Raw genomic sequence first — 21,821 nt, 5'->3', positions numbered from 1 at the left:
CGTCGCAAACTCAGCCTGCTAGAGCTCGCCAAAGAGCTCAATAACGTCAGCAAAGCCTGCAAGCTCATCGGATACAGCCGCCAGCAGTTCTACGAGATCCGGCGCAACTACCAGACCTATGGCGCCGAGGGGTTACTCGACAAATTGCCCGGTTGTAAAGGGGCTCATCCCAACCGGGTTGCGCCCGAGATTGAACAGGCCATCCTCGATTACTCCCTCACCAGACCAACCCATGGCCCGCTGCGGGTCGCGCAAGAACTGGCTCTGCAAGGCATCAACGTCAGTGCGGGAGGTGTGCGTGGCGTGTGGCAACGTCATGACTTGCTCTCCAAACATGACCGTTTGTTGCGCCTCGAGAAAACCCATAGGGAACAGACCATTGAGCTCAATGACGAGCAAATTCGCCTGTTAGAGCGCTTCAGTCCCGAGTTTCGCGAACGCCAGATAGAGGTCCACTACACCGGGGAACTGGTGGCGGTCGATACCTTCTTCGTCGGTGCACTCAAGGGGGTTGGCAAGGTGTATCTGCAAACCGTGCTGGACTGCTACAGCCGCCACGCCTGGGGACGACTCTACACCAGCAAGCTGCCGGTGACCTCGGTCCATGTGCTCAACGAAACGGTGCTGCCGTTCTTCGAGGCTCACGAGGCGCGGGTCTACACCATCCTGTCGGATAACGGACGTGAGTTCTGTGGGCGCCCTGACCATCATCCCTACGAGCTGTTCCTGCAACTGGAGGGGATTGAACATCGGACAACCAAAGTACGCAGGCCGCAGAGCAACGGCTTTATCGAACGGCTGCATCGTACCCTGTTGGATGAACACTTCCGTATCAAGGGGAGAACAACCTGGTATGAGTCGGTGGAGCAGATGCAGACAGACCTGGAGCACTACAACACCCAGCGGCCACATCAGGGCAGGATGATGGAGGGTCAGACCCCCTACAGCATGTTCAAAAAGGGTCTGAAATTGATACCGAAGGAAGTGCGCACTAAAGTAGCGTAAACAAGACACCGGTTTGAGGCCGGTGTCAGGTGATAACTAGATCTGTACATCTTGATGCGTACAGTTATTGCCAGAGCTCCAAGGAGCGCAGCTGGCGCTGCTTGAGGGCCACTCGCTCGGCTCGCCTAACCCTGCTTCGCTTTGCTCGTTCAATACCTCTCGGTGCTCTCTGCTGGTGTGTCGGCCGCCTTGCGGTGTAGCCCCAGCTATCCCAGCTATCAAGACAGGTTCGCTTACCGGCGCTGCCAGCGGCCACACCCATGAGCCGGGTGACATCTTCATCGTACTTATTCTTGGCAAGGTCAATCTGGTGATACAGCCGCATCGGCCGAGCATCCTGTGGGCATACAGGGCTGCCCATGATGGTGGCTAAGTGATTGAGACCCTGCGCAGCATGGCACAGGGTAGAAAAAGATCCCTCGCGGGGCCTTTCTGTTACCTCCGGTGTGCAAGGGGCCGGGTAGCGGAGTAGCCATGAAACAGGGTCGCTCGCCTTGGCACTGCATGGCTGAACAAACCGAACAATGTCAAAACAAGAGGGAGTGCCAGGCACTCCCTCGTTGGGATAAGAGAGACGGAGAACAAGGCTCAGCCGTAGCGGGCCAGGGTGAGCCCTTCGTCACTGATGGCGGTGTCGCTGCCGCTGATGAGATCGCACAGCAGCTGGCCCGAGCCCGCCGCCATGGTCCAGCCCAGGGTGCCGTGGCCGGTGTTGAGCCAGAGGCCGGGGATGGGGCTTGGGCCCACCAGCGGGGTGCCGTCCGGCGTCATGGGGCGCAGCCCGGTCCAGAAGTCGGCGCGGCTGATGTCGCCCCCCTCGGGGAAGAGATCACCGACCACCATGGCCAGGGTGTCGTGCCGTTTCGGGTTGAGGGCCAGGTTGTAGCCCGACAGCTCCGCCATGCCGCCGACCCGGATCCGCTCATCGAAACGGGTGATGGCCACCTTGTAGGTTTCGTCCAGTACTGTGCTGCGCGGCGCGGCCTCGGCGTTGATCATCGGCAGGGTGAGGGAGTAGCCCTTGACCGGGTAGACCGGCAGATCGAGCCCGAGCGGGCGCAGGAAGCCGGTGGCATAGCTGCCAAGGGCACAGACGATGGCGTCGGCCTTGAAGCGCTGCTCGCCAGCCCGCACCGCCACGGCGCGTCCCTGCGCCAGCTCGATCTCGTCGATGGCGCAGTTGAACACGAACCTGACCCCAAGTCGCTGCGCTTCTGCTGCCATGGCCTTGGTGAAGCGGAAGCAGTCGCCGGTCTCGTCCCCCGGCAGGCGCAGGCCGCCCACTATCTTGCCGCGTACCCGGGCCAGCGCCGGCTCTGCCCCTTCACAGCCATCGGCATCGAGGGACTGATAGGGCACGCCGTACTCTTCCAGCACCTCGATGTCGCGTTTGCTGGCATCGAGCTGGGCCTGACTGCGGAACAGCTGCAGGGTGCCGAGCTGGCGCCCCTCGTAGTCCAGGGCCAGCTCGTCGCGCAGCAGCTTCATGCAGTCGCGGCTGTATTCGGCCAGACGCACCATGCGCCCCTTGTTGACCGCATAGGCCGCCGGAGTGCAGTTGGCAAACATCTTCAGCATCCAGCGCAGCTGGAAGGGATCCGAAGTCGGCCGCACCGTGAAGGGAGCGTGTTTTTGCAGCAGCCACTTGGCAGCCTTGAGGGGAATGCCGGGGGCCGCCCAGGGGGCCGCGTAACCGGGGGAGATCTGGCCGGCATTGGCGTGGCTGGTTTCAAGGGCCACCCCGTCACGCCGTTCCAGCAGGGTCACCTTGTGACCCGCCTTGGCCAGATACCAGGCGCTGGTCACGCCGACCACGCCACCACCGAGTACCACTATGTCCATCTTGTCTCTCCTTGACTGGGGCCCTCACATTAATCAGCCGCCACAGGATATTCAACTGGTGTAGATATAATTGGGATATATATCTATTTACAATTATTTAACTGGTTTTCAATGTTGAAATTTGTGGACTTGTTGGCATTAGCTGTGGCAGTCAGAGCTGCTCCAGCCGGATCAGGTACTGCTCCGCCGTCGTCAGGATGGCGTGCTGCTGTTCGGCGGCCTGGCCATCCCAGTTGGCATAGGGCAGGGCGAGGCGAGGATTGCTGCCAAGTTTGTCCCGGTTGCGCCATAAAAAATGCCAGTAGAGGCTGTTGAAGGGGCAACTCCCGTCGCCGCTGCGGGCCTTCACCTGATAGTGGCACCCCTTGCAGTAGTGGCCCATCCGCTCGATATAGGCGCCGCTGCTGGCGTAGGGCTTGCTGCCCATCAGGCCGCCATCGGCAAACTGGCTCATGCCGCGGGTGTTGGGCAGCTCCACCCACTCGATGGCATCCACATAGATGCCGAGATACCAGGCATCCACCTCGTCAGGATCGATCCCCGCCAGCAGGGCAAAGTTGCCGGTCACCATCAGCCGCTGGATATGGTGGGCGTAGGCGTGATCCAGAGACTGGCGAATGGCGTGACGCACGCAGGCCATGTTTGTTTCGCCGCTCCAGAAAAAGCCGGGCAGCGGCCGCTCGGCCCCGAGAAAATTGCTGCGCCGATAGTCGGGCATCTTTTCCCAGTAGAGGGCGCGTACGAACTCGCGCCAGCCGAGGATCTGGCGAATAAAGCCCTCCACCTGCGCCAGGGTGATGGTGCCCTGATTGGCCTGCCAATGGGCCTCGGCGGCGCGGATCACCTCGAGGGGATGGAGCATCTTGCTGTTGAGGGAAAACGACAGGCGGCTGTGAAACAGGCTCCAGCCCCGCTCGCTCAGGGCATCCTGATAGCGGCCAAAGTGCGGCAGGCAGTGCGCCAGAAAATGGGCCAGCAGCTCGCGGCTCTGGCGCCTTGTGATGGGCCACGGCAGCTTGCTGGCATCCGCCTCGCCGATGGTACTGACCCCGTGGCGGGTCAGCATGGCGTCGATGTCGCTCACCTCATTGGCAAAGGTGAGGGGCGCCGGGATCGGCTGGCTCGCCGGCAGCCTGGCGCGGTTCTCGGCATCGAAGTTCCAGCGTCCGCCAAGGGGTTGGCCGCGCTCATCGAGCAGTACCTGATATTGCCTTCGCAGGGCGCGGTAGAAGAACTCCATCCGGCTGTGGGGGTAGCGCTGCCAGCCATCGCGGGGGGTGAGAAAATGCTCGCTCTCCACCTCGGTGGCAGGGATGGCAAGACTCGCCGCCCATGCTTGCAACTGGCTGGCGAGGCGCCACTCATCCGGGCTCTGCCAGGCGAAGCTGTCAGCCTGATGCGCTTCGAGCTGGGCCGTCAGCAAGCTGGGCAAGTCTGGCCAGCGGGCGCTCTCATCGAGGGTCAGGTAACAGACGCGATGGCCCGCCTTGCCGAGGGCCGCCGCGAAGGCGCGCATGGCGGCAAAGAAGGCCAGCACCTTCTGGCGGTGGTGGCGGCAGTAGTCGGTCTCTTGGCGCAGCTCCGCCATCAGGTAGCAGACCGCCGGATCCGGCGTGCGAAACCAGCTGTGACCGGCGTTTAGCTGATCGCCGAGGACAAGGCGCAGCTCCATCAGACTCGCTCCTCAGGTTGCTGGCTACGGTGACGAGCGTGGCGACAGCGCTCGCTGCAGTAGCGAACCGCTTCCCAACTGCGTACCCACTTGCGCCGCCATTTGAAGGGACGCTGGCAGACGGGGCAGATCTTCTCGGGCAGATGGGGTTTGCGATGCATGGGACTTCCGATGGTTGGCAAGGGGCGGCATGAACAGGGTCAAGTCAACGGGATAACAGCTTAACGAAGCGGAGGGCTGGGGGGATCACAGTTACCCGCATCGAGCCGGATGAATGGACGCTTTGTGAGCGGGCGCACAGCCCGTCAGTGCGTCCCTTGTTTGCAAATTAACCAGCCGTTAACGTGGCGAGGCTGCCCGCTGGCAGCACCCATCAATGGATCTTGTTGGCCACCGACTGTTTACAACCGACATGGAGGGGAGTGATGCCAATCATGACAGCTACGCCCCGGGCAGCCTGCCTGCTCGCCCACTGGTATACCCGGGATCCCATTCTGACCTTCGACTTTCCTCACCGCTGATTGGCGGCATCCGCCGTTTGAATTTGTCAGCCGGACGACCCTGATCGCCCCGGCCTCTTTGCCAATTCCAATTTCAAACACACTGGCCTTGCGCCGGTGAGGAGTCTTATATGCATCGTATACCCGAGCCGTTTCGTATCAAGATGGTCGAGCCCATCAAACAGACCACTGGCGCCGAGCGCCGCACCGCCCTCGAGGCCGCTGGCTGGAACCCCTTCCTGCTGCTGGCCGAGGATGTCTACATCGATCTGCTGACCGACAGCGGCACCGGTGCCATGTCCGATCGCCAGTGGGCCGGCATCATGATGGGGGACGAGGCCTATGCGGGCAGCCGCAACTTCGTCGAGCTGGAGCGCACGGTGCGCGAGATTTTTGGCTACCAGCATGTGATGCCCACCCACCAGGGGCGGGGGGCCGAGCAGATCCTCTTCCCAGAGCTGGTCAAGCGCTGCCAGGGCAAGGCGCCGGTCTTCATCTCCAATTACCACTTCGATACCACCAAGGCCCACGTGGAGTTGGCTGGGGCGCGGGCCATCAACCTGCTCACCCCGAAAGCCCTCGACACCACGGCCCCTTACCCCTGGAAGGGGGATTTTGATCTCCCTCGCCTGAGCGACACCATCGAAACCCTGGGGGCCGCCAACGTGGCCGGCATCATCATCACGGTGACCTGCAACAGCGCAGGCGGCCAGCCGGTCTCCATGGCCAATATGGAGGCTGTCTCCGAGCTGGCCCGTCGCCACCATATCCCGGTGGTGATCGATGCCGCCCGCTTCGCCGAGAACGCCTGGTTTATCAAGGCACGGGATCCGGCTTATGCCAAGTGCAGCATCAAGGAGATAGTGCGCCAGATGTTTGCGCTGGGGGACATCTTCACCATGTCGGCCAAGAAGGACGGGCTGGTGAATATCGGCGGGCTTTGCTGCTTTAAAGAGGATCTCGACCTGTTTCGCGCGGTGCAGGTGCGCTGTGTGGCGATGGAAGGATTTGTCACCTATGGCGGCCTTGCCGGACGGGACATGGCGGCGCTCGCCATCGGCCTGCGCGAGGGGATGGATGAAGAGTATCTCACCTACCGTATCAGTCAGGTGGCTTATCTCGGTGAGCGGCTGGCCGAGGCGGGCATCCCCATCCAGACCCCCACTGGCGGCCATGCGGTGTTTGTGGATGCCAAAAAACTGTTGCCCCATATTCCGGCCGAGCAGTTCCCGGCCCATGCGCTCGCCTGCGAGCTCTATCTGGAAGGGGGCGTGCGCGGGGTGGAGATTGGCTCCCTGCTGCTCGGGCGCGATCCCGCCACCGGCAAGCAGGAGGCGGCGGATTTTGAGCTGCTGCGGCTCACCATTCCGCGCCGGGTCTACACCCGGGATCACATGGACTATGTGGCCGACTGCCTGATCGCGGTCAAGGCGCGGGCCAGCGACATTCGCGGGCTCACCTTCGATTACGAGCCGCCGCTGCTGCGCCACTTCACCGCGCGGCTCAAGCCGATCTGATCGCCAGCATTTCGGCGCCGTAGCCAGCAGGCTTGGCCACAAGGCTCAACAACAAAAGCCCCCGCACCTTGGTGCGGGGGCTTTTTTGGCGATGATCGCCGGGAGCCTTACTGGCTGCTGAACAGCTTGGTCCGGGGGCTGGACTGAGCGGTCAGGCTCATGCGACCGGAAGTCTCCAGCCAGGATTTGATCCGCTTGGCATCGGCCACCCGGGCGTTGGGAGTGTCGGCGTTGAGCAGCACCATGATCACCGGCTCGCGGTTGATCTGGGTGGCCATCACCAGGCAGCGCCCCGCCTCGCGGATGTAGCCGGTCTTGGAGAGGGAGATGGGCCAGCTCCCTTCGCGCACCAGCCGGTTGGAGTTGAGGTAGTGCAGCTGACGCTTGCCGTTGCGCACCATGCGCTCCTCGGTGGAGGAGTACTGGCGAATGAGCGGATAGGTGGATGCCGCCGCCACCAGCTTGGCGAGATCGTGGGCGCTGGAGACGTTGCGAGGGGTGAGCCCGGTACTGTCGGAGAACTGGGTGCTCCACATGCCGAGCATGCGGGCCTTGGCATTCATCGCCTCGATGAAGGCGCGCTGGCCACCCGGGTAGTTTCTGGCCAGCGCCGAGGCGGCGCGGTTTTCCGACGACATCAGGGCGATGTGCAACATGTCGGCCCGGCTCAGGCGCGAGCCCACCGCCAGTCGCGACCCGGTGCCCTTGAGTCTGTCCACGTCGGCCATGGTAACGGTCAGCATCTCGGAGAGACGCTGGTTGGCATCGAGCACCACCAGTGCCGTCATCAGCTTGGTGATGGAGGCTATCGGCATCACCCGGTTGGCGTTGCGCTCCGACAGCACTTCACCGGTGCGCGGGTTGGCCACCACGAAGGCGGCGGAGCTCAGCGCCAGATCGTTGCGCTGCTCCAGAAAGCTGTTGGGGGAGTGGGACTGGGCTGAAAACGGATTGGCCTGGGCGCTCTCCATGCTGACGGGAACAAGGAAGGCACCGAGCAACAGGGTAAGAAAAGGGCGAGTAATCATGATTTGACGCTACCGTACGGCTGACAGGGATATTTGGCTAAGTTATATGACGGTAATTGACGCTTCACAACGTCTAATGGCCCGATATTTCAATTTTATGGGATGGCGCACCTTGAAATAACGGTAATGGGCGCTATGAGCGGCTTCATACGAGTAATGATGGGGCTGGTCGGCGTGAGAAACATGGCTGCAGTGTGCGGCTGGTGGCGCCCTCTTGCCGTCAGATGATCGATCTTTTAGCCGTCTCTATTGCCTGCGTCCCTATCTTCACTCATTCCTGGTGATCATCTCTGTTGAAAACGGCCTGATCAGGGGGGCAACATGTGCTGATGGCGGCCATGGCCGGCAGTGGATCACCACAGGATCAAGAAGATAACGAGAGGGCTCCTGGCATTCACGCGCTATGGCGTCATGGCCACCCGCATCAGCGCCGAGGGGCTGTTTTCGACAAAGTAGTGCCAGAGATGATCGTAGAGTGCCTGCTGGCCGGGGAAACTCACCAGTGCCTTGGCCTCGGCCAAGGTGCACCAGCGATATTCGGTATGCTCGTGATTGAGGGTGACCAGCTGATTGGGCGGGCAATAGACCACAAAGACCGGCACTACCTCCACCGTATTTGACACGCTTTCATAAAATTGTTCCAGATAATGGGCTGTGTATAACTCGCAAACCCTGATACCCGTCTCCTCGCCAAACTCGCGAATAATGGTCTGCCAGCCGGTTTCCCCCGCCTCGACCGTGCCCGCCACATGGCACCAGAAACCACCCTTTACGCGCTTCATCACCAGCAGCTTTGTTCACCATCAATCGTTGAGAGGGCGACACCGGAGACGGTTTTACAGCGAATGGGGATCATGGGAGTGGCTCCAGAAACAGGTTCAATGGACGCCTATTGTTCGGCCACCGACGGGAGGTTGGCAAGTGATTTCCCTGCCGGCGGCGCCTGTGCGGGCCAAACGTGACAGGGGCATTCAGCCCCTGTCACGCGTGCGGTCAGCCTCCCATCATGCGGGCGGTCTGGATCGCTTCGATCAGCGCGGCCCGGTTGATGCGGGGTCGCTCTTCATCGAGCAATTGTTGCCAGAGGGCGATGGCTTGGGAGTAGCGGCCGTGCAGGAAGTGATCGGAGGCGAGCAGCATCAGGGCGCTCACCTCACCCTTGTCCTGCTTGAGCGCGCTATCGAGCAGGCGCAGCGCCTCCGGGGTCAGCTGTTGACCCGCCTGGTAGTAGAGCACGGTGGCCTGGGCGGCCTGGGTCGCCGCGCTGGCGCCGCCCTCCAGCAGGGCGAGGCGCTGGTAGGCGAGCAGGGCGTTGGCGTACTCGTCCCGATACAGATACAACTGGCCGAGCGCCGCCCAGCCATCGAGATCGGTAGGGTTGGCTTGCAGACGCTGGTGCAGGGCGCCCAGCTCCTTGTCCTGCAGATCCCGCGGGCTCAATCCCGCCAGCGGATCGGGGCGCAACTGATAAGCCTGCCACGCCTGATAGCGGCCGGTGCCGGCATAAATGCCGGCCATCAGCGCCAGCAGCAGGGTCCCAAGCAGTATCCAGGTGCGCAGCCTACGCTGCGGACGAGCGGTGCTATCTCTTGCCAGCCGCTTGCGCAGGGCCAGCTCGGCGGTTGGGGTGGCGTTGGCGAGACGGGCCAGCTCCAGCTCCCGGTAGAGGCGACTGTGGGGGGCCAGCCCCGCCTGCTGCTCGGCCATGATCAGCCGGTTCAGCTCGGCCCTGGGGTCGTGGGCGAGCATCCCCTCGGCTCTGTCGCCGACAAGCGGCACCCGCGCCGGTTGCCGGCGATGCAGGCTCCTGTGCAGGCGATGGAGCGCCAACAACAGCAAGAGGGCGGGGCCGCCCCACAGCAACGCCGTGCTGCGCTTGAAGGGGGGATCGTAGCGCACGAAGTCACCGAAGCGCGCCGTCATGCGGGCGATCACCTGCTCATCAGACTGCCCCTCGTCCACCCAGCGGTAGACCTCGAGCCGCAGATCCCGGGCGATGGGGGAGTTGGACTCCACCAGGTTCTGGTTCTGACACTGGGGGCAGCGCAGGGCGCGGGCCAGCTCCTGAGCGCGGGTCTGCCGCTCTGGGTGGCGAAACTCATAGGTGTCGACCCCGCTGGCAAGGGCCCCGAGGCTCAAGGCCAGCAAGAGCGGCGCGATCAGGGCGTGGACGAGACGGCTCATTGCTTGCTCTCCTGCACTTCTCTCTCCACTTGTATCTCCACTTCGGGCTGGCTGGCGGTGTTGCTGCGGGCCTTTGCAAGCAGGGGGGCAAACTGGCGTTGCCAGATCTCCCGGGTGAGCAGGCCGGTATGGCGGGTCAGCAGGGTGCCGTTACTGGCGAAGAGATAGGTCTCCGGCGTGCCGTAGACGCCGAGCTCCAGCGCGAGTCGGCCGTCGGGGTCGGCCAGCACGGCGCGATAGGGGTTGCCCGCCTCGGTGAGCCAGGCGCGAGCAGCATCCCCCTTGTCCCGGTAGTTGAGGCCATAGAGGGGCACGGTACTGGCCAGCTCACCCAGCAGCGGATGCTCGGCGCGGCAGTTGGGGCACCAGCTGGCCCAGACGTTGAGCACGAAGGGCTCCCCCTTGAGCGCCGCAGTGTGGATGGAGGGGCCACCAAGCAGATCGTCACTCTGCCAGGCAGGCAGGGTGCGCCCTGCGACGGCCTCATCCTGGCTGTAGGGGTTGTTGCCAAGGCCGAGCCAGAGCAGGGCACCGAGCCCCAGGGTGAGCAGGAGCGGTACGAACAGGCGCAGACGGGCGTTCATAAGGACTCCTGTTCAAGTCGGGGGCAGGGGGCGGTAGCTGGCGCAGGATGGCTAGCCAGCAGCGGCCGGCGGGCGAGCAGGCGCAGGGTGCCGCCCGCCATCATCAACAGGCCGCCGAGCCAGATCCAGCGCACCAGCGGCTTATGGTGCAGCCGCATGGCATAGGCGCCGGGCCCCATCTTCTCGCCAAGCACCACGTAGAGATCGCCGAGCATTCCCCACGCAATGCCGGGCTCGTTCATGTTCATGGTGCGCACGCTGTAGTGGCGCCGCTCCGGCGTCAGCCGCGCCACCTCTTTACCGTTCTTATGCACGCCGAGAGTGATGCGCTCGGCGGTGTAGTTGGGGCCGATGATCGGCTCGCTCCCCTCATAGCGAAACTCGAAGGCGCCGAGCCGATAGGGCTGGCCTGCGGCGAGCACGGCGCCCCCCTCCTGGCTGTGGTGACTCACCTGCGCAATGCCGAGGGCGCACACCGCCACCCCGAGGTGGGCCAGCAGGCTGCCGAACCGATTGAGGGTGAGCTCGCGCAGGGCGACCGGTTGCAAGAGCGGGAGCAGCAGGCTGGCCATCAGCCAGAGGCTGAGCACGTTGGCCGCGAGCCCCAGCCAGCTTGCCCGCAGCGGCTCGGGATAGGCGAGGCTCAGCAAGGCGCCCCCCAGCAGGCCGAACAGGCATGGGAGCAGCACCTTGATGCGGCGCTGGACTGCCAGATGCTGCCAGCGCAGGCGCGGCAGCTGGGTCATCAGCGCCATCATGCAGAGGGCCAGCGGCACGAAGATGGTATTGAAATAGGGGGCGCCCACCGAGAGCGAGCCCAGATGGAGCGACTGGAACACCATGGGGTAGAAGGTGCCGAGCAGCACGCTGGCGCAGGCCACGCAAAGCAGCAGGATGGCGGCGCCGAGCAGCCCCTCCTTAGACCAGAAACTGAAGCGGGCATAGGGGGCGCGAATGTCTGCCCGCAGGGCAAACAGGGTGAGGGCGCAGGTCAATAGCAAGCCGAGCAGCAACAAGAGGGTGAGGCCGCGGCTGGGGTCCACCGCAAAGGCGTGCACCGAGGTGAGCACCCCGGAGCGCACCACGAAGGTGCCGAGCAGGCTTAAGGCAAAGGTAAAGATGGAGAGCAGCAGCACGGCGTGGCCGTAAGCGCCGCGCTTCTCGCACACCACCAGGGCGTGCAGCAGGGCGGTGCCGAGCAGCCAGGGCAAGAGAGAGGCATTTTCCACCGGATCCCAGAACCACCAGCCGCCCCAGCCTAGCTCGTAGTAGGCCCACCAGGAGCCGAGCACTATGCCGGCGGTGAGAAAGACCCAGGAGCCGAGCGCCCAGGGGCGGCTCCAGTGGGCCACGGCGCCATCGAGCCGACCCGAGTGCAGCGCCGCCATGGCGAAGGCGAAGTTGACCGCAAAGCCGACATAACCGAGATAGAGCAGGGGCGGGTGAATGATGAGGCCGATGTCCTGCAGCATGGGGTTGAGATCACGCCCCTCCAGCGGCCCCGGAAACTGGCGGTCAAACGGGCTGGAGAAGATCAGGGTATAGAGGCCGAACAGCCCGACGAGCAGCCCCATGATGGCCAGTACCCGGGTTGTGATCAGCGGATCGACCCGCCTGGAGCAAAGGGCCACCAGGGCGCCCCACAGCCCCAGCGCAAAGACGAAAAAGAGCATGGAGCCCTCGTGGCCACCCCACACGGCCGCCAGTTTGAAGCCCAGCGGCAGGGCGCTGTTGGCATGCTGGGCCACATAGACCAGGGTAAAGTCATCCTGGCCAAAGCAGCTGGCGAGCAGCAGCAGGGCGGCCCCGAGCAGGAGCGCGACCAGGAGGGCCAGCGGTGCTGCGCAGCCCAGCAGCGGACGTGAGGTGAGCCGCAGCCCCAGCCAGGGCAGCAGCCCTTGCAGCAGGGCGAGCCCGGTCGCCAGCAACAGTGAGAGATAGCCGAGCTCCGCCAGCACACAACCTCCAGTCAATCTTTGATGTCATTCATGTCATGCCACACACGCCGCGTCGTCTCCCTTTGGGGGAAATCATTGCCAAGCAACGGGTGTGGCATCACCAGAAATTAATTGGGCCAGCAACAAACCAGCGCCAGTCACCCGAAGGTGGCTGGCGCTGGTGATCATACCGTTATACGACAGTCATTTGACCGGCGTAGAGCACGAAGTAGCGTAGCAGCAGGATCCCCACCAGGGTCAGGCTGCAGACCAGCACCAGATAGCCGTTTTTGGCCCGCAGCGGCGCCGGGGCCAGCAGGGCCAGCAACTGGGGCAGCAGCATGCCGATGCCCACTACCCCGAGCCAGAACACCTGAGCCCAGAAGCCGCTGCCGATGGCGGCCCACATGGCTGCCTCCTTCTGGCCGCCACCGAAGTAGAGGCCGGTAAAGAAGCAGATCAGCAGCAACACCTCCACCGCCAGCACCGGCCGCTCAAAGCGGTGGACAAAGCTCACCCCCTGGCTGTGATGGTTCTCCTTGAACAGGGTGACCGCCAGCAAGATGGTGGAGGTGATGCCGGAGCTGACGCCGGAGATGAGGAACAGCACCGGCAGCACCGGGTTGTTCAAGAGCGGATAGGTCTTGAGCGCCGACAACAGAAAGCCGGTGTAGGCGCCGAGCAGCACGGCGAGCAGCAGCAAGAGCGGCGCCAGCAGCCGCTCGAAGCGGGCAAGCCAAGCGATGAGGCCATCCACAAAGGCGAACTTCTCTTGCAGCAGGTGACGACGCAAGGTCTCGATCTCGGTCCGAAACACCACCGCCAGCCAGGCGAACAGCACCGCCATGTAGACCTGAAACAGCATGACCCCCATCGACATCACGGAGTCGAACTGGTAGTGGAACATCAGCTTCCAGAAGGTCCAGGGGCGGGCCAAGTGGAAGATAAGGATCAGTAACCCCAGCACCACGCTCACCGGCGCCAGAATGGCAGTCGCCTTGATGATGCCGCTCTCGCTGCCGGCCCCCTTGCGGCGCAGCAGCACCGAGAGGGTGGTGGCCCCGGCGGAGATGCCGAGCAGAAAGAGATAGATGGCGATGGGCCAGTCCCACACCAGCGAGGAGAAGTGAAATGCGTCATGCCACATGGTCATTCCCTCCATCGGTTATTGCCGTGGTAGATGGCGATGGGGCAAATCCCCACACGAGGGAGGGGAAGTGAAACGCCGCTTGCATGGTCATGACTTTATCTCCCCTTTGGGCACGCGGTACATCTTGGGCGAAGTGCCGAGTGCCTGCTTGTAGCGATAGGTGGTCTCCTTCACCAGCCGTTTGGCGATGGGGCTGTCCGGGTCATCCAGATTGCCGAATACCAGCGCCTTGGTGGGGCAGGATTCCACGCACGCCGGCTCCTTGCCCGCCGCTAGGTTGGTCTTGCGGCAAAAGTCGCACTTGTCGGCCACCTTGGTCACAGGGTTGATAAAGCGCACCTGATAGGGGCAGGCAGCCAGACAGTACATGCAGCCGACGCAGAGATCCGGGTTGACGTCGACGATGCCATCTTCCTTGCGGATATGGGAGGCACCGGTGGGACAGACGTGCACGCAGGGGGCGTTGTCGCAGTGCTGGCAGGACTTGCGAAAGAAGTGGTACTCAGCATCGGGGAAGGTGCCAATGGGGCCGGAGCGGATGATCTCGAGGCGCGAGACCCCCTCTGGCACTTGATTGACCTCCCGGCAGGCATCCATGCAGGCGGTACAGCCGATGCAGGCCGTCTCGTCGTGGATCATGCCGTAGCGGACCCCGTCGATGGTCTGGCTGTGGGCGAGGGTGGTGGCAAGGGAGCGGGTGTTGGCACGAGCAGCCCCCGTCATCATGATGAGGGCCCCCGCGCTCATCCCCGCCATGAAGTGACGGCGAGAGCAGCTCATGGTGCCTCCTTGCCCGAGGTGGTGTTTGCCTTGGCCGCCTTGACGGCCTCATGCTGCTTGCTGTGGCAGTCGACGCAGAGCTTGATGCGGGACTTCTCCGGAATAGCCACCATGGGCTCCTTGGCCGGGTGCAGCTGGTGGCAGCTGGTGCAGGTGAGCTTGGTGGCGTGCACGTCGTGGGCCCAGAGCGCCTCGCGCAGCACTTTGGGCTCGTGACAGCTCATGCAGACCCCGTTCTGCTCGGCGATGGGGTAGCTCTCGGTACTCTGTTTGTTGTTGAAGCTGTCGCTAAAGCGCATCACGTCCTTGACCCCTTCCCTGTGTTTGGGGGAGGGCTGACCATGGCAGTTGGTGCAGGTGACCGGCGCCAGGTTGTTGGGGTTGGTCGCCTGGCCATGCTTGCCGTGCATGCCGTACTCCTGCTCCTTGTGGCAGTCGGTACAGGCAGCATCGGGATTGCGCAAAAACTCCACCTCATGTGTGGCAGAGAGGGCCGCAGGGGCGTTCGCCGCATCGGCGGCCTGACCCTGCAGGCTGGTCAGCAGCATGGCTGCCATCAGCATCAGTCGTAAGAAATCCATTGTTAAATCACCCATAGGAAGCCTCCATCCGGCTGCGGGCCCGACACTGCGGGCCCGCATGCCTTGTCATTGTGCGAGCCGTCCGGCCGCTTTGGCCTCGGCATCCCAGGCGGGGACTGTGGTCTTGAGGAACCGGGCCTTGTCGCTGTTCATCTGCTTCATGTCCATGCCAAGAGCGGCCTGGGCCTTCTCCTTGCTGGAGATGTCAGGAATGGCGATCTCCTGGCTGAGCCCCTTGGCGGCCAGCAGGCGTGCCAGCTTGGTGCGGGCATCGGCGGCCTTGTCCAGGGCGGTTCCCAGCATGCGCAGCGCCACTTCCGGGGCGTGCATCTGCACCCCGTGGGAGGCGATGGAGAAGTCCCAGCGCCATTGGGCGTGACGGATGTCCTGCAGAATGTCCTTCATCTCGGCCTCGGTGGCGCCGGCATCCCAGGCGGCCTTGGCTTCAAAGTGGGCGTGCACCAGCTGCTTCTCGACTCTGAGCTTGAGATCGTGAATGGCATCCTTGCGCTGCTTGACCACCCCTTGCAGCATCTCCTTGCTCTGGGTGTGGCAGTTGCGGCAGGTCTGGTCGAAGCGATCGAAGGGGTTGCCCACCTTGTGATCCGTGTAGACCTTGCCCTGTTCGTTCTGCACCTTGGGCATGTGGCAGTCGACGCAGGCGACGTTGTTCTGGCCGTGAATACCGGCGCGCCAGGTCTCGTACTCGGGGTGCTGGGCTTTGAGCATGGGGGTCTTGGAGAGGGCGTGGGTCCAGTCGGCGAAGCCTATTTCATCGTAATACTGCTCCATCTGCTCCACCGTGGTGCCCTTGTCCCAGGGGAATTTCACCGCCTTGGTGGGGCCGGTGAAGTAGTACTCCACGTGGCACTGGCCGCACACCTGGGACTGCTGATCGAAGCGCCCTTGCTCCTTGAACGGCTTGCCGATGGCGGTCATGGCGCGATCGGCATAGGGACGGGAGAGGTGCAGGGCGGGTTTCCCTTCCTTGAACTCTTTCGAGGCGGTGTCGTGGCAGTCGGCGCAGCCGATGGTGTTGACGATCTCGGGTCCGCCTTTTGCCCACATCCCCTTGAAGTAGCCATCCTCACCCTTCTCGTCAATGACGCGGGCCACGTCCGGGCCTTTGCAGCTCCAGCAGGCCATGGGCAGCGGACCGTCTTCGGCGCTCTTGGGGGCGCCGGTGCGCAGGGTTTCCCGCACGTCGGTCAGCGCATAGAAGTGGCCGCGCGGCTTGTTGTAATCCTTGGCGAAGGCGTAGCCGGCCCAGAGCACCACCATGTTGGGGTCCTCGGCCAGGGCATCGGTGCGCTCGCGGCTCTCGCCGGTGGCCTTCCAGCTGCTGAACTGATCGGCGTGATCCTTGGCGAACAGCTCGCTGCGCGCCTCTACTTTGCCCTTGGGCTGAGCTTCGTCGGCCGCCTGTGCCCAGCCGCTGGTGCCAAGGCAGGTGGTAAGCAGCAGGGCGGCGAGGCCCAGCCTGGTCTGTCTGTTGTGTGAACTCACGATCATCACTCCCAAATCGATCTGATTGCCAAGCCTGACCGTTCCATCCTGGATGTGGGCATCAGCCCCCGCACAAGGCAGGAGCAGGCAGGCCGATTAATTGTTATTAGTGAATAAAACCCATGTATTTATGCGATGGCTCGAGCTGGATATTACCAAATGGGTAAAACGAATGATGATTTATCGGGAGCGGGATTGCGCTAGATCAATTGTCGGAGCCGGCAACGAGCGGAAATGAGATCCCGGTTAAATTATGAGGAAACTCAACTTATTGCACCATTGTTAACGCCGCTACCTGGCGACAGTGGGCACAGTTGCCCGCCAGCCCGCGTCAGGCAAGGAGACGTCCGCAATGCGGCCGGTTTTCTATCTATTTGGGGATAATAAAATTAATATGAATAAATATGCTAGGTGGGTGGTGCTAAAGGGGAGGCGATGTGGCCGTCGGTAGCCGGATTCAATCAATGGGCTGCCTATTGAGGGCATGGCTCATTCGGGTGATGACCCAATAGAATTATCCAATAAGAGGAGCCGGCAATTGCCGGCTCTTTTTCCATCTGGTATTTGCTTGTCGGCCTTTTTGCCGAGCGGGCTGTCTGGCTGGGCGTGGCAAGAGGATCAGGCCAGTGCCTGGGCCAGCAGGTGGATGGGGTGTTCGCAGCGGAACGCCGTGCTCATCTCGATCTGCCATTTGCAGGTTTCGCAGTCGGTGATGACCAGATCGGGCTTGAGCCGGTTTATCTGATCAAACAGCCCCTCGCCGATGGCCTGGCTGGTCTGGTAGTTTTCCGACTTGAAGCCGTAGGTGCCGGCGATGCCGCAGCACTGGGAGTCCAGCACCGTCACCTTGACGCCAGGGATGGCGCGCAGCAGCTCCAGGGTATAGATGACGCCCCCCATCTTCTCCATGTGGCAGGGGGTGTGGTAGGCGATGTGCAGATTGAGCGGTTTCATCGCCGGCTTGTTGCCCTGGTAGAACTCGTTCCACAGGAAGCGGGTCACCAGCGAGATGCGATCGCGCACCTTGTGGTTGTCCTGCTCCAGCAGGTGGGGATATTCGTCGCGCAGGGTGAAGCCGCAGGTGGAGGAGGTGGCCAAGAGCGGCATCTCGTTGCCGAGCAGGGTGTTCTCCAGCTGCTGGATGTTGAAGGCCGCCTGCTGCTTGGCCTTGTCCATGAAGCCGTTGGCAATCAACGGCACGCCGCAGCACTTCTCCCGCTCCAGCAGCTGGACGCCGATGTTCATGGCGTTGAGCACCTGTACCAGCTCCTTGCCGAGCTGCGGGTGGTTGTAGTTGACGTAGCAGCCGTGGAAGTAGGCGATCTGGCGCTCGAAGCGGGCCTGACTCGCCTTCTGCTTCTTGTACCAGCCGCGGAAGGTGCCCTGGGAGTACTTGGGCAGATCGCGGTGGGAGGAGACCCCCAGCGCCTTGTCCAGCACCAGCTTCATCGGCTTGAGGCCGGTGGTGAAGTTGACCACCGGGGCCATCAGGGTGGACATGCTGCCCATCAGATCGGTGTGGGAGAGCACGAACTCGCGGATCCCCGGTTTGAAGCCGCTGTACTGGTGCTTGGCCTTGGCGATGATGTCGCCGATGCGTACCCCGCTCGGGCAGGCCACCTCGCAGCGCTTGCAGTTGGTGCAGTACTTGAGGGCGCTGTCAAAGAGCTCCGGGCTCTTGATGCGCAGCCGCTCCCCATCCGGGCCTGCCTGCTTGGGGCCTGGGTAGGCCGGGTTGGCCTTGGCCACCGGACAGTAGGCGGTACAGACGGTGCATTTGATGCACTGATCGAAGGTTTGGTTGGCATGATCCAGTAGCATGTCAGTTCTCCTCCCGTTGGGTGTGAAGGCACGGGATATGGGTCGAAATCATCATTGGGCTGAGCTCAGAATATGACCGGCAGCCTGCCAGCCGGTGGCAACGGCCACGCCTGACCCTGACCCTTCTTTTATGGGGTCATAGTGCGCCAGCACGCTGCCGGCGCCATAGAGGTTGGCGAGCGGTTTGCCGCCACGCAGCACTCTGAGCTTGTCGTCGGTCTTGACCCCGAAGCCCATGAAGGGGTGGTGGTCGAACAGGCGGCGACCGGCCCAGGCGTCGCGCTCGGGCAGGCTCAGCACATCGGCGTTGAAAATGGGCTCACGAATGCCGCGCAGACGCGACTCCAACCCGCGGCTGAAGAAGCTGCCGGAGGCGAGTACAAAGTTATCCGCTTCAAAGAGTTGATCGTCGCCATTCTGGCTGTGTACGCCGATGACCCGATCGCCGTCATAGCGGGCGCCCAGCACCCGCTCGCTGGTGAGGAAGGTGCCGCCAAGGGCCATGAAGCGGCGCTTGAGGGCTTCCTGCATCCGCATGCCGATAAGCGACGGCGGCATGGTGGCCACCTCCTTGATGATGCAGCCGGTGCGTTGCTCCAGCTCCGCCAGGCGCGGGCCGACCAGCCCGAGTGACAGGCAGGCGGGCAGCACCAGGTGGTGGCAGCGCGGCTCGCCGCTCTCCTGCACCATGCGGCTGATCTCGCGGGCCAGATCCGTCAGCAGGTCATGCTGGCCATTGCCCTGCTTGTCAAACAGGCGGGCGATGTCGGCGGAGCGAAACTCGTGGGGATTGCGGCTGAACTCGGCCAGCTGGGGCAGGCGAATTTCCCCGGTCAGGATGCGGCAGTGGGCGAAGCGCGCGTGGGTCGCGAGATTCGCCGCCGCGAGCTCGGGGTGAAAGTCGCGAAATCCCTCCAGGGTGGCCAGCAGGATGGCGTCGGGGGCCGGTGCATCGGTCACGCAGGCGCAGGTGTCGGGGGAGAGCCAGGTAGATTTCAGGGTGCCGATGGGGGTCAGCCGCTGGTGGTTGCGCTCCTGGCGAAACAGCGGCAAGCCCTGGGCGGCGCAGTGGCGCTGCAGATCATCGAGGCTCGCCGCGATATGGGCCAGCCCTACCTTGCTGTAGGGATGCTCGGGGTTGGCGGCCATAAAGGCGGGCAGGGCGGCGCGGGGATCTCCCTCGCTCTCCAGCAGATCCACCGAGCCGGAGGAGAAGTGCAGGGCGCTCTGGCCGGAGGCCATCAGCAGGGTCTTCTGGCCGGCCTCGGCCAGGCGCAGGGCCGCGGAGAGGCCCGCCATGCCGCCGCCGATAACGATGCTGTCAAATTTCATGGCTGCGCTCCTTGGTGGGATTGGCGGTGCTGGCGTCTTGCGGGAAGGGGGGCTCGGCCACCAGGTGGGGGGCCGTCCACTCGCCAAGGCCGAACAGCCCCTCGTAGATCCAGTAGGTAAATTCGGCTTCGCGCAGGGCATCGCCCCACAGCACGGGGCGGGTGCCCTTGTAGCGCTCCTCCAGGAACTGGCGCAGCATGACGCAAGCCTGGCGGCCGTCGGCCTTGCCGTACTCCTGCATCAGGCCGGCGGCGCGATAGGCGCACAGCTCCCCCTGACAGGGGCCCATGCCGAGGCGAGTACGGCGGCGCAGATCCACCAGGTTGTCCACATCCAGCTCGCGCAGGGCGTATTCGATTTCACCTGCGGTCACCATCTCGCACTCGCAGATGAGGGCGTTGGCCTTGGGATTGTCGCGGAAAAAGGCGATGACCCGCTCGCCGTGACGGTACTGGGCCGAGCCTTCGGCCGGCACCGAGAGACCGGGGGCGGAGACCTTCTCCGGATCCCGCGAGCCGGGCAGGCTCAGCTCGGCGGTGCGGCAGGGTTTGCTGTTGCCAAGCTTCCTGGCCAGCAGATCGGTGGCCCATTCGGCCATCAGCCGGTAGGTCATCAGCTTGCCGCCGGTGATGGTGTTGAAGCCCTTGAGCCCGTCACGCTCGGCGTGATCCAGCAAGACGATGCCGCGGCTGATGTTGCGGCCCGACTCGTCGCCATCCACCGCCACCAGCGGGCGAACCCCGGCATAGGCGCGCAGCAGACGGGTGCGGGCCATGATGGGGGCCAGTTTTATCCCCTCGCGCAGCAGCACCTCCACCTCTTCGGGCTCGACGGTGAGCTGGTCAATCTTGTGGTAATCGATGCGGCTCGAGGTGGTGCCGATGAGGGAGATGGTATCGCCCGGCACCAGGATATCCGCATCCGCCGGTTTGCGGCAGCGGTTGAGCACCAGCTGGTTGATGCGGTAATCCATGATGAGCAGGGAGCCCTTGGCCGGGAACATGCGGATGCCGAGATCGGCGTACTCGCAGATCTGCTGGCCCCAGATACCGGCGGCGTTGATCACCTCCTGGCACTCCACCTCGAATGCTTCACCGGTGCGGGTGTTGATGGCCTTGACCCCGTGCACCCGATCCTGGGTGCGCAAGAGCCCAAGCACCTTGCTGTGGGTGAAGATGCGGGCGCCGTGCTCCTTGGCATCCAGCACGTTGGCGGCGGCCAGGCGGAAGGGGTCGACCGTGCCGTCCGGCACCTGGATGGCACCGATCAGCGCCGGGTTGACGTTGGGTTCGAGGCGCAGCGCATCGGCGGGATCCAGCTGGCGGGCGTCGATGCCCGCCAGGGCGCAGGCGTCCATGAAGGTAGTTTGAAAATGGATGTCATCTTCCGGCAGGGTGATGAAGAGGCCGCCGGTGTCCTCGACGCAGTGGCTGGCGATCCGCTTGAGGATGCGATTCTCCTGAATGCACTCGCGGGCGGACTCCTGATCCGTCACTGCGTAGCGGGCGCCGGAGTGAAGCAGGCCATGGTTGCGGCCGGTGGTGCCGGCGGCGATATCGTCCCGCTCAAGCAGGATGCAGTCGATGCCGCGCAGTGCGCAATCGCGCATGATGCCGGCTCCGGTGGCGCCACCCCCTATGATGACGACTTGTGTGGTTATTCTTTTCATTCTTGCCCGTCTCATCTCTTCCAGATGGTGCCAGTGTGGCCTGTCTCTGGGCAGAAATGTTTGATATGGGCCAAGTTAATGTTCGCAAACGCTCATTGAAAGGGGTGTTAATGAGCAAATCGTGATTGTTGTCACACTCTCATAACAGCAGAGGGGGCCGCTGGGCCCCCTCTGTCGACACGGCACTCAGCCGCAGCACTTCTTGAACTTCTTGCCGCTGCCACAGGGACAGGGGTCGTTGCGCCCCACCCGCAGCGGTGCCGGATCCTGTTCGCCATCGGTATAGACCCAGCGCCCCTGATGGCGCACGAAACGGGATCGCTCATGGAGGCAGTGGCGCTCTTCACCCTCCATGAACCAGGCCTTGAACTCCACCATGCCAAGGGTGTCAGCGGGGCCGCCCTGGCTGGCGAGGATCTCGAGCCCGTCCCATTGGGTGTCGGTCTGGGAGAGCTGCTCCGCAGTCAGCCCGTTCAGATAGTCAGGGTGCCAGCTGTGTACCAGATACTCCCCCAGTCCCAGCACAAAGGCGCTGTAGCGCGAGCGCATCAGCTGCTCCGGGGTCTGGGCGGCGGCGCCCCGATGCAGTGATCCACAGCACAATTCGAGAGAAAGAGTTGAACCGCAAGGACATTTGTTCATGTGTCTGGCCATCAGAGTCGATAGATATAGAGGGCGGGGATTGTAGCGAAAGCGGGTCCCCGTCGACCAGC

Annotated in this window: 17 protein-coding genes and 1 pseudogene; 2 read left to right on the top strand and 16 right to left on the bottom strand. The window is 63.2% G+C overall.

Annotated elements, in window-relative coordinates:
• A partial coding sequence (locus AB5Y95_RS05620; RefSeq protein WP_368159902.1) for an IS481-like element ISAs19 family transposase occupies nucleotides 1-1,005 on the top strand: 1,005 nt, incomplete at its 5' end.
• 588 nt (nucleotides 1,006-1,593) lie between these two features.
• Here AB5Y95_RS05620 and AB5Y95_RS05615 read toward each other — a convergent pair.
• From AB5Y95_RS05615 to AB5Y95_RS05605, 3 genes are all read right to left on the bottom strand, one after another.
• Nucleotides 1,594-2,847, bottom strand: a complete 1,254-nt coding sequence (locus AB5Y95_RS05615; RefSeq protein ID WP_017787189.1) for a D-amino acid dehydrogenase — start codon at nucleotides 2,845-2,847, stop codon at nucleotides 1,594-1,596.
• Nucleotides 2,848-2,998: 151 nt separating this feature from the next.
• Nucleotides 2,999-4,519 (bottom strand): cryptochrome/photolyase family protein, encoded by a 1,521-nt coding sequence (locus AB5Y95_RS05610; RefSeq protein WP_368159898.1) that lies wholly within the window; start codon nucleotides 4,517-4,519, stop codon nucleotides 2,999-3,001.
• Nucleotides 4,519-4,680 carry a DUF2256 domain-containing protein gene (locus AB5Y95_RS05605; RefSeq protein ID WP_368159896.1) on the bottom strand — a complete coding sequence of 54 codons (162 nt, stop codon included), beginning with the start codon at nucleotides 4,678-4,680 and terminating at the stop codon, nucleotides 4,519-4,521. The genes AB5Y95_RS05610 and AB5Y95_RS05605 overlap by 1 nt, the downstream gene beginning before the upstream one ends.
• Nucleotides 4,681-5,150: 470 nt before the next feature.
• Between AB5Y95_RS05605 and AB5Y95_RS05600 the strand changes: the two genes are divergently transcribed.
• On the top strand, nucleotides 5,151-6,536 hold the full coding sequence (locus AB5Y95_RS05600) for a tryptophanase (protein ID WP_368159893.1): 1,386 nt from the start codon (nucleotides 5,151-5,153) through the stop codon (nucleotides 6,534-6,536).
• A gap of 107 nt (nucleotides 6,537-6,643) precedes the next feature.
• Here the strand turns inward: AB5Y95_RS05600 and pbpG are convergent, their stop codons facing one another.
• From pbpG to AB5Y95_RS05535, 13 genes and pseudogenes are all read right to left on the bottom strand, one after another.
• On the bottom strand, nucleotides 6,644-7,564 hold the full coding sequence (gene pbpG, locus AB5Y95_RS05595; protein WP_017782682.1) for a D-alanyl-D-alanine endopeptidase: 921 nt from the start codon (nucleotides 7,562-7,564) through the stop codon (nucleotides 6,644-6,646).
• A 401-nt stretch (nucleotides 7,565-7,965) separates the two neighbouring features.
• Nucleotides 7,966-8,420, bottom strand: a pseudogene (locus AB5Y95_RS05590) (NUDIX pyrophosphatase).
• 137 nt (nucleotides 8,421-8,557) lie between these two features.
• Nucleotides 8,558-9,748 (bottom strand): heme lyase NrfEFG subunit NrfF, encoded by a 1,191-nt coding sequence (gene nrfF / locus AB5Y95_RS05585; RefSeq protein WP_368159890.1) that lies wholly within the window; start codon nucleotides 9,746-9,748, stop codon nucleotides 8,558-8,560.
• Complete coding sequence (locus AB5Y95_RS05580; RefSeq protein ID WP_368159887.1) at nucleotides 9,745-10,332, bottom strand: DsbE family thiol:disulfide interchange protein; 588 nt, start codon at nucleotides 10,330-10,332, stop codon at nucleotides 9,745-9,747. The genes nrfF and AB5Y95_RS05580 overlap by 4 nt, the downstream gene beginning before the upstream one ends.
• Nucleotides 10,329-12,290 carry a heme lyase NrfEFG subunit NrfE gene (gene nrfE, locus AB5Y95_RS05575; RefSeq protein ID WP_368159884.1) on the bottom strand — a complete coding sequence of 654 codons (1,962 nt, stop codon included), beginning with the start codon at nucleotides 12,288-12,290 and terminating at the stop codon, nucleotides 10,329-10,331. The genes AB5Y95_RS05580 and nrfE overlap by 4 nt, the downstream gene beginning before the upstream one ends.
• Nucleotides 12,291-12,462: 172 nt before the next feature.
• Nucleotides 12,463-13,416, bottom strand: coding sequence for a cytochrome c nitrite reductase subunit NrfD (gene nrfD / locus AB5Y95_RS05570; protein ID WP_368159882.1), 954 nt, complete (start codon nucleotides 13,414-13,416; stop codon nucleotides 12,463-12,465).
• Between the two features lie 90 nt (nucleotides 13,417-13,506).
• Nucleotides 13,507-14,199: a cytochrome c nitrite reductase Fe-S protein gene (nrfC, locus tag AB5Y95_RS05565; protein ID WP_016350544.1), complete on the bottom strand. Its 693-nt coding sequence runs from the start codon at nucleotides 14,197-14,199 to the stop codon at nucleotides 13,507-13,509.
• Entirely contained in the window at nucleotides 14,196-14,795 is a 600-nt protein-coding gene (gene nrfB / locus AB5Y95_RS05560) for a cytochrome c nitrite reductase pentaheme subunit (protein ID WP_368159880.1), read from the bottom strand. Before nrfB ends, nrfC begins: the two co-directional genes overlap by 4 nt.
• 51 nt (nucleotides 14,796-14,846) lie before the next feature.
• Nucleotides 14,847-16,292: an ammonia-forming nitrite reductase cytochrome c552 subunit gene (gene nrfA / locus AB5Y95_RS05555; protein ID WP_368159877.1), complete on the bottom strand. Its 1,446-nt coding sequence runs from the start codon at nucleotides 16,290-16,292 to the stop codon at nucleotides 14,847-14,849.
• 612 nt (nucleotides 16,293-16,904) lie between these two features.
• On the bottom strand, nucleotides 16,905-18,107 hold the full coding sequence (glpC, locus tag AB5Y95_RS05550) for an anaerobic glycerol-3-phosphate dehydrogenase subunit GlpC (protein ID WP_017787200.1): 1,203 nt from the start codon (nucleotides 18,105-18,107) through the stop codon (nucleotides 16,905-16,907).
• A gap of 51 nt (nucleotides 18,108-18,158) precedes the next feature.
• Nucleotides 18,159-19,439 carry a glycerol-3-phosphate dehydrogenase subunit GlpB gene (gene glpB, locus AB5Y95_RS05545; RefSeq protein ID WP_124250050.1) on the bottom strand — a complete coding sequence of 427 codons (1,281 nt, stop codon included), beginning with the start codon at nucleotides 19,437-19,439 and terminating at the stop codon, nucleotides 18,159-18,161.
• On the bottom strand, nucleotides 19,429-21,108 hold the full coding sequence (gene glpA, locus AB5Y95_RS05540; protein ID WP_368159873.1) for an anaerobic glycerol-3-phosphate dehydrogenase subunit A: 1,680 nt from the start codon (nucleotides 21,106-21,108) through the stop codon (nucleotides 19,429-19,431). Before glpA ends, glpB begins: the two co-directional genes overlap by 11 nt.
• A 186-nt stretch (nucleotides 21,109-21,294) precedes the next feature.
• Nucleotides 21,295-21,750: a YchJ family protein gene (locus AB5Y95_RS05535; protein ID WP_368159871.1), complete on the bottom strand. Its 456-nt coding sequence runs from the start codon at nucleotides 21,748-21,750 to the stop codon at nucleotides 21,295-21,297.
• Nucleotides 21,751-21,821 lie beyond the last annotated feature (71 nt).

It is taken from the genome of Aeromonas sp. R5-3 (assembly GCF_040908225.1).
Taxonomy (GTDB): Bacteria; Pseudomonadota; Gammaproteobacteria; order Enterobacterales; family Aeromonadaceae; genus Aeromonas; species Aeromonas dhakensis.
The sequence above is the reverse complement of the archived record's forward strand: the minus strand, read 5'-3'. Positions and strand labels throughout refer to the sequence as shown.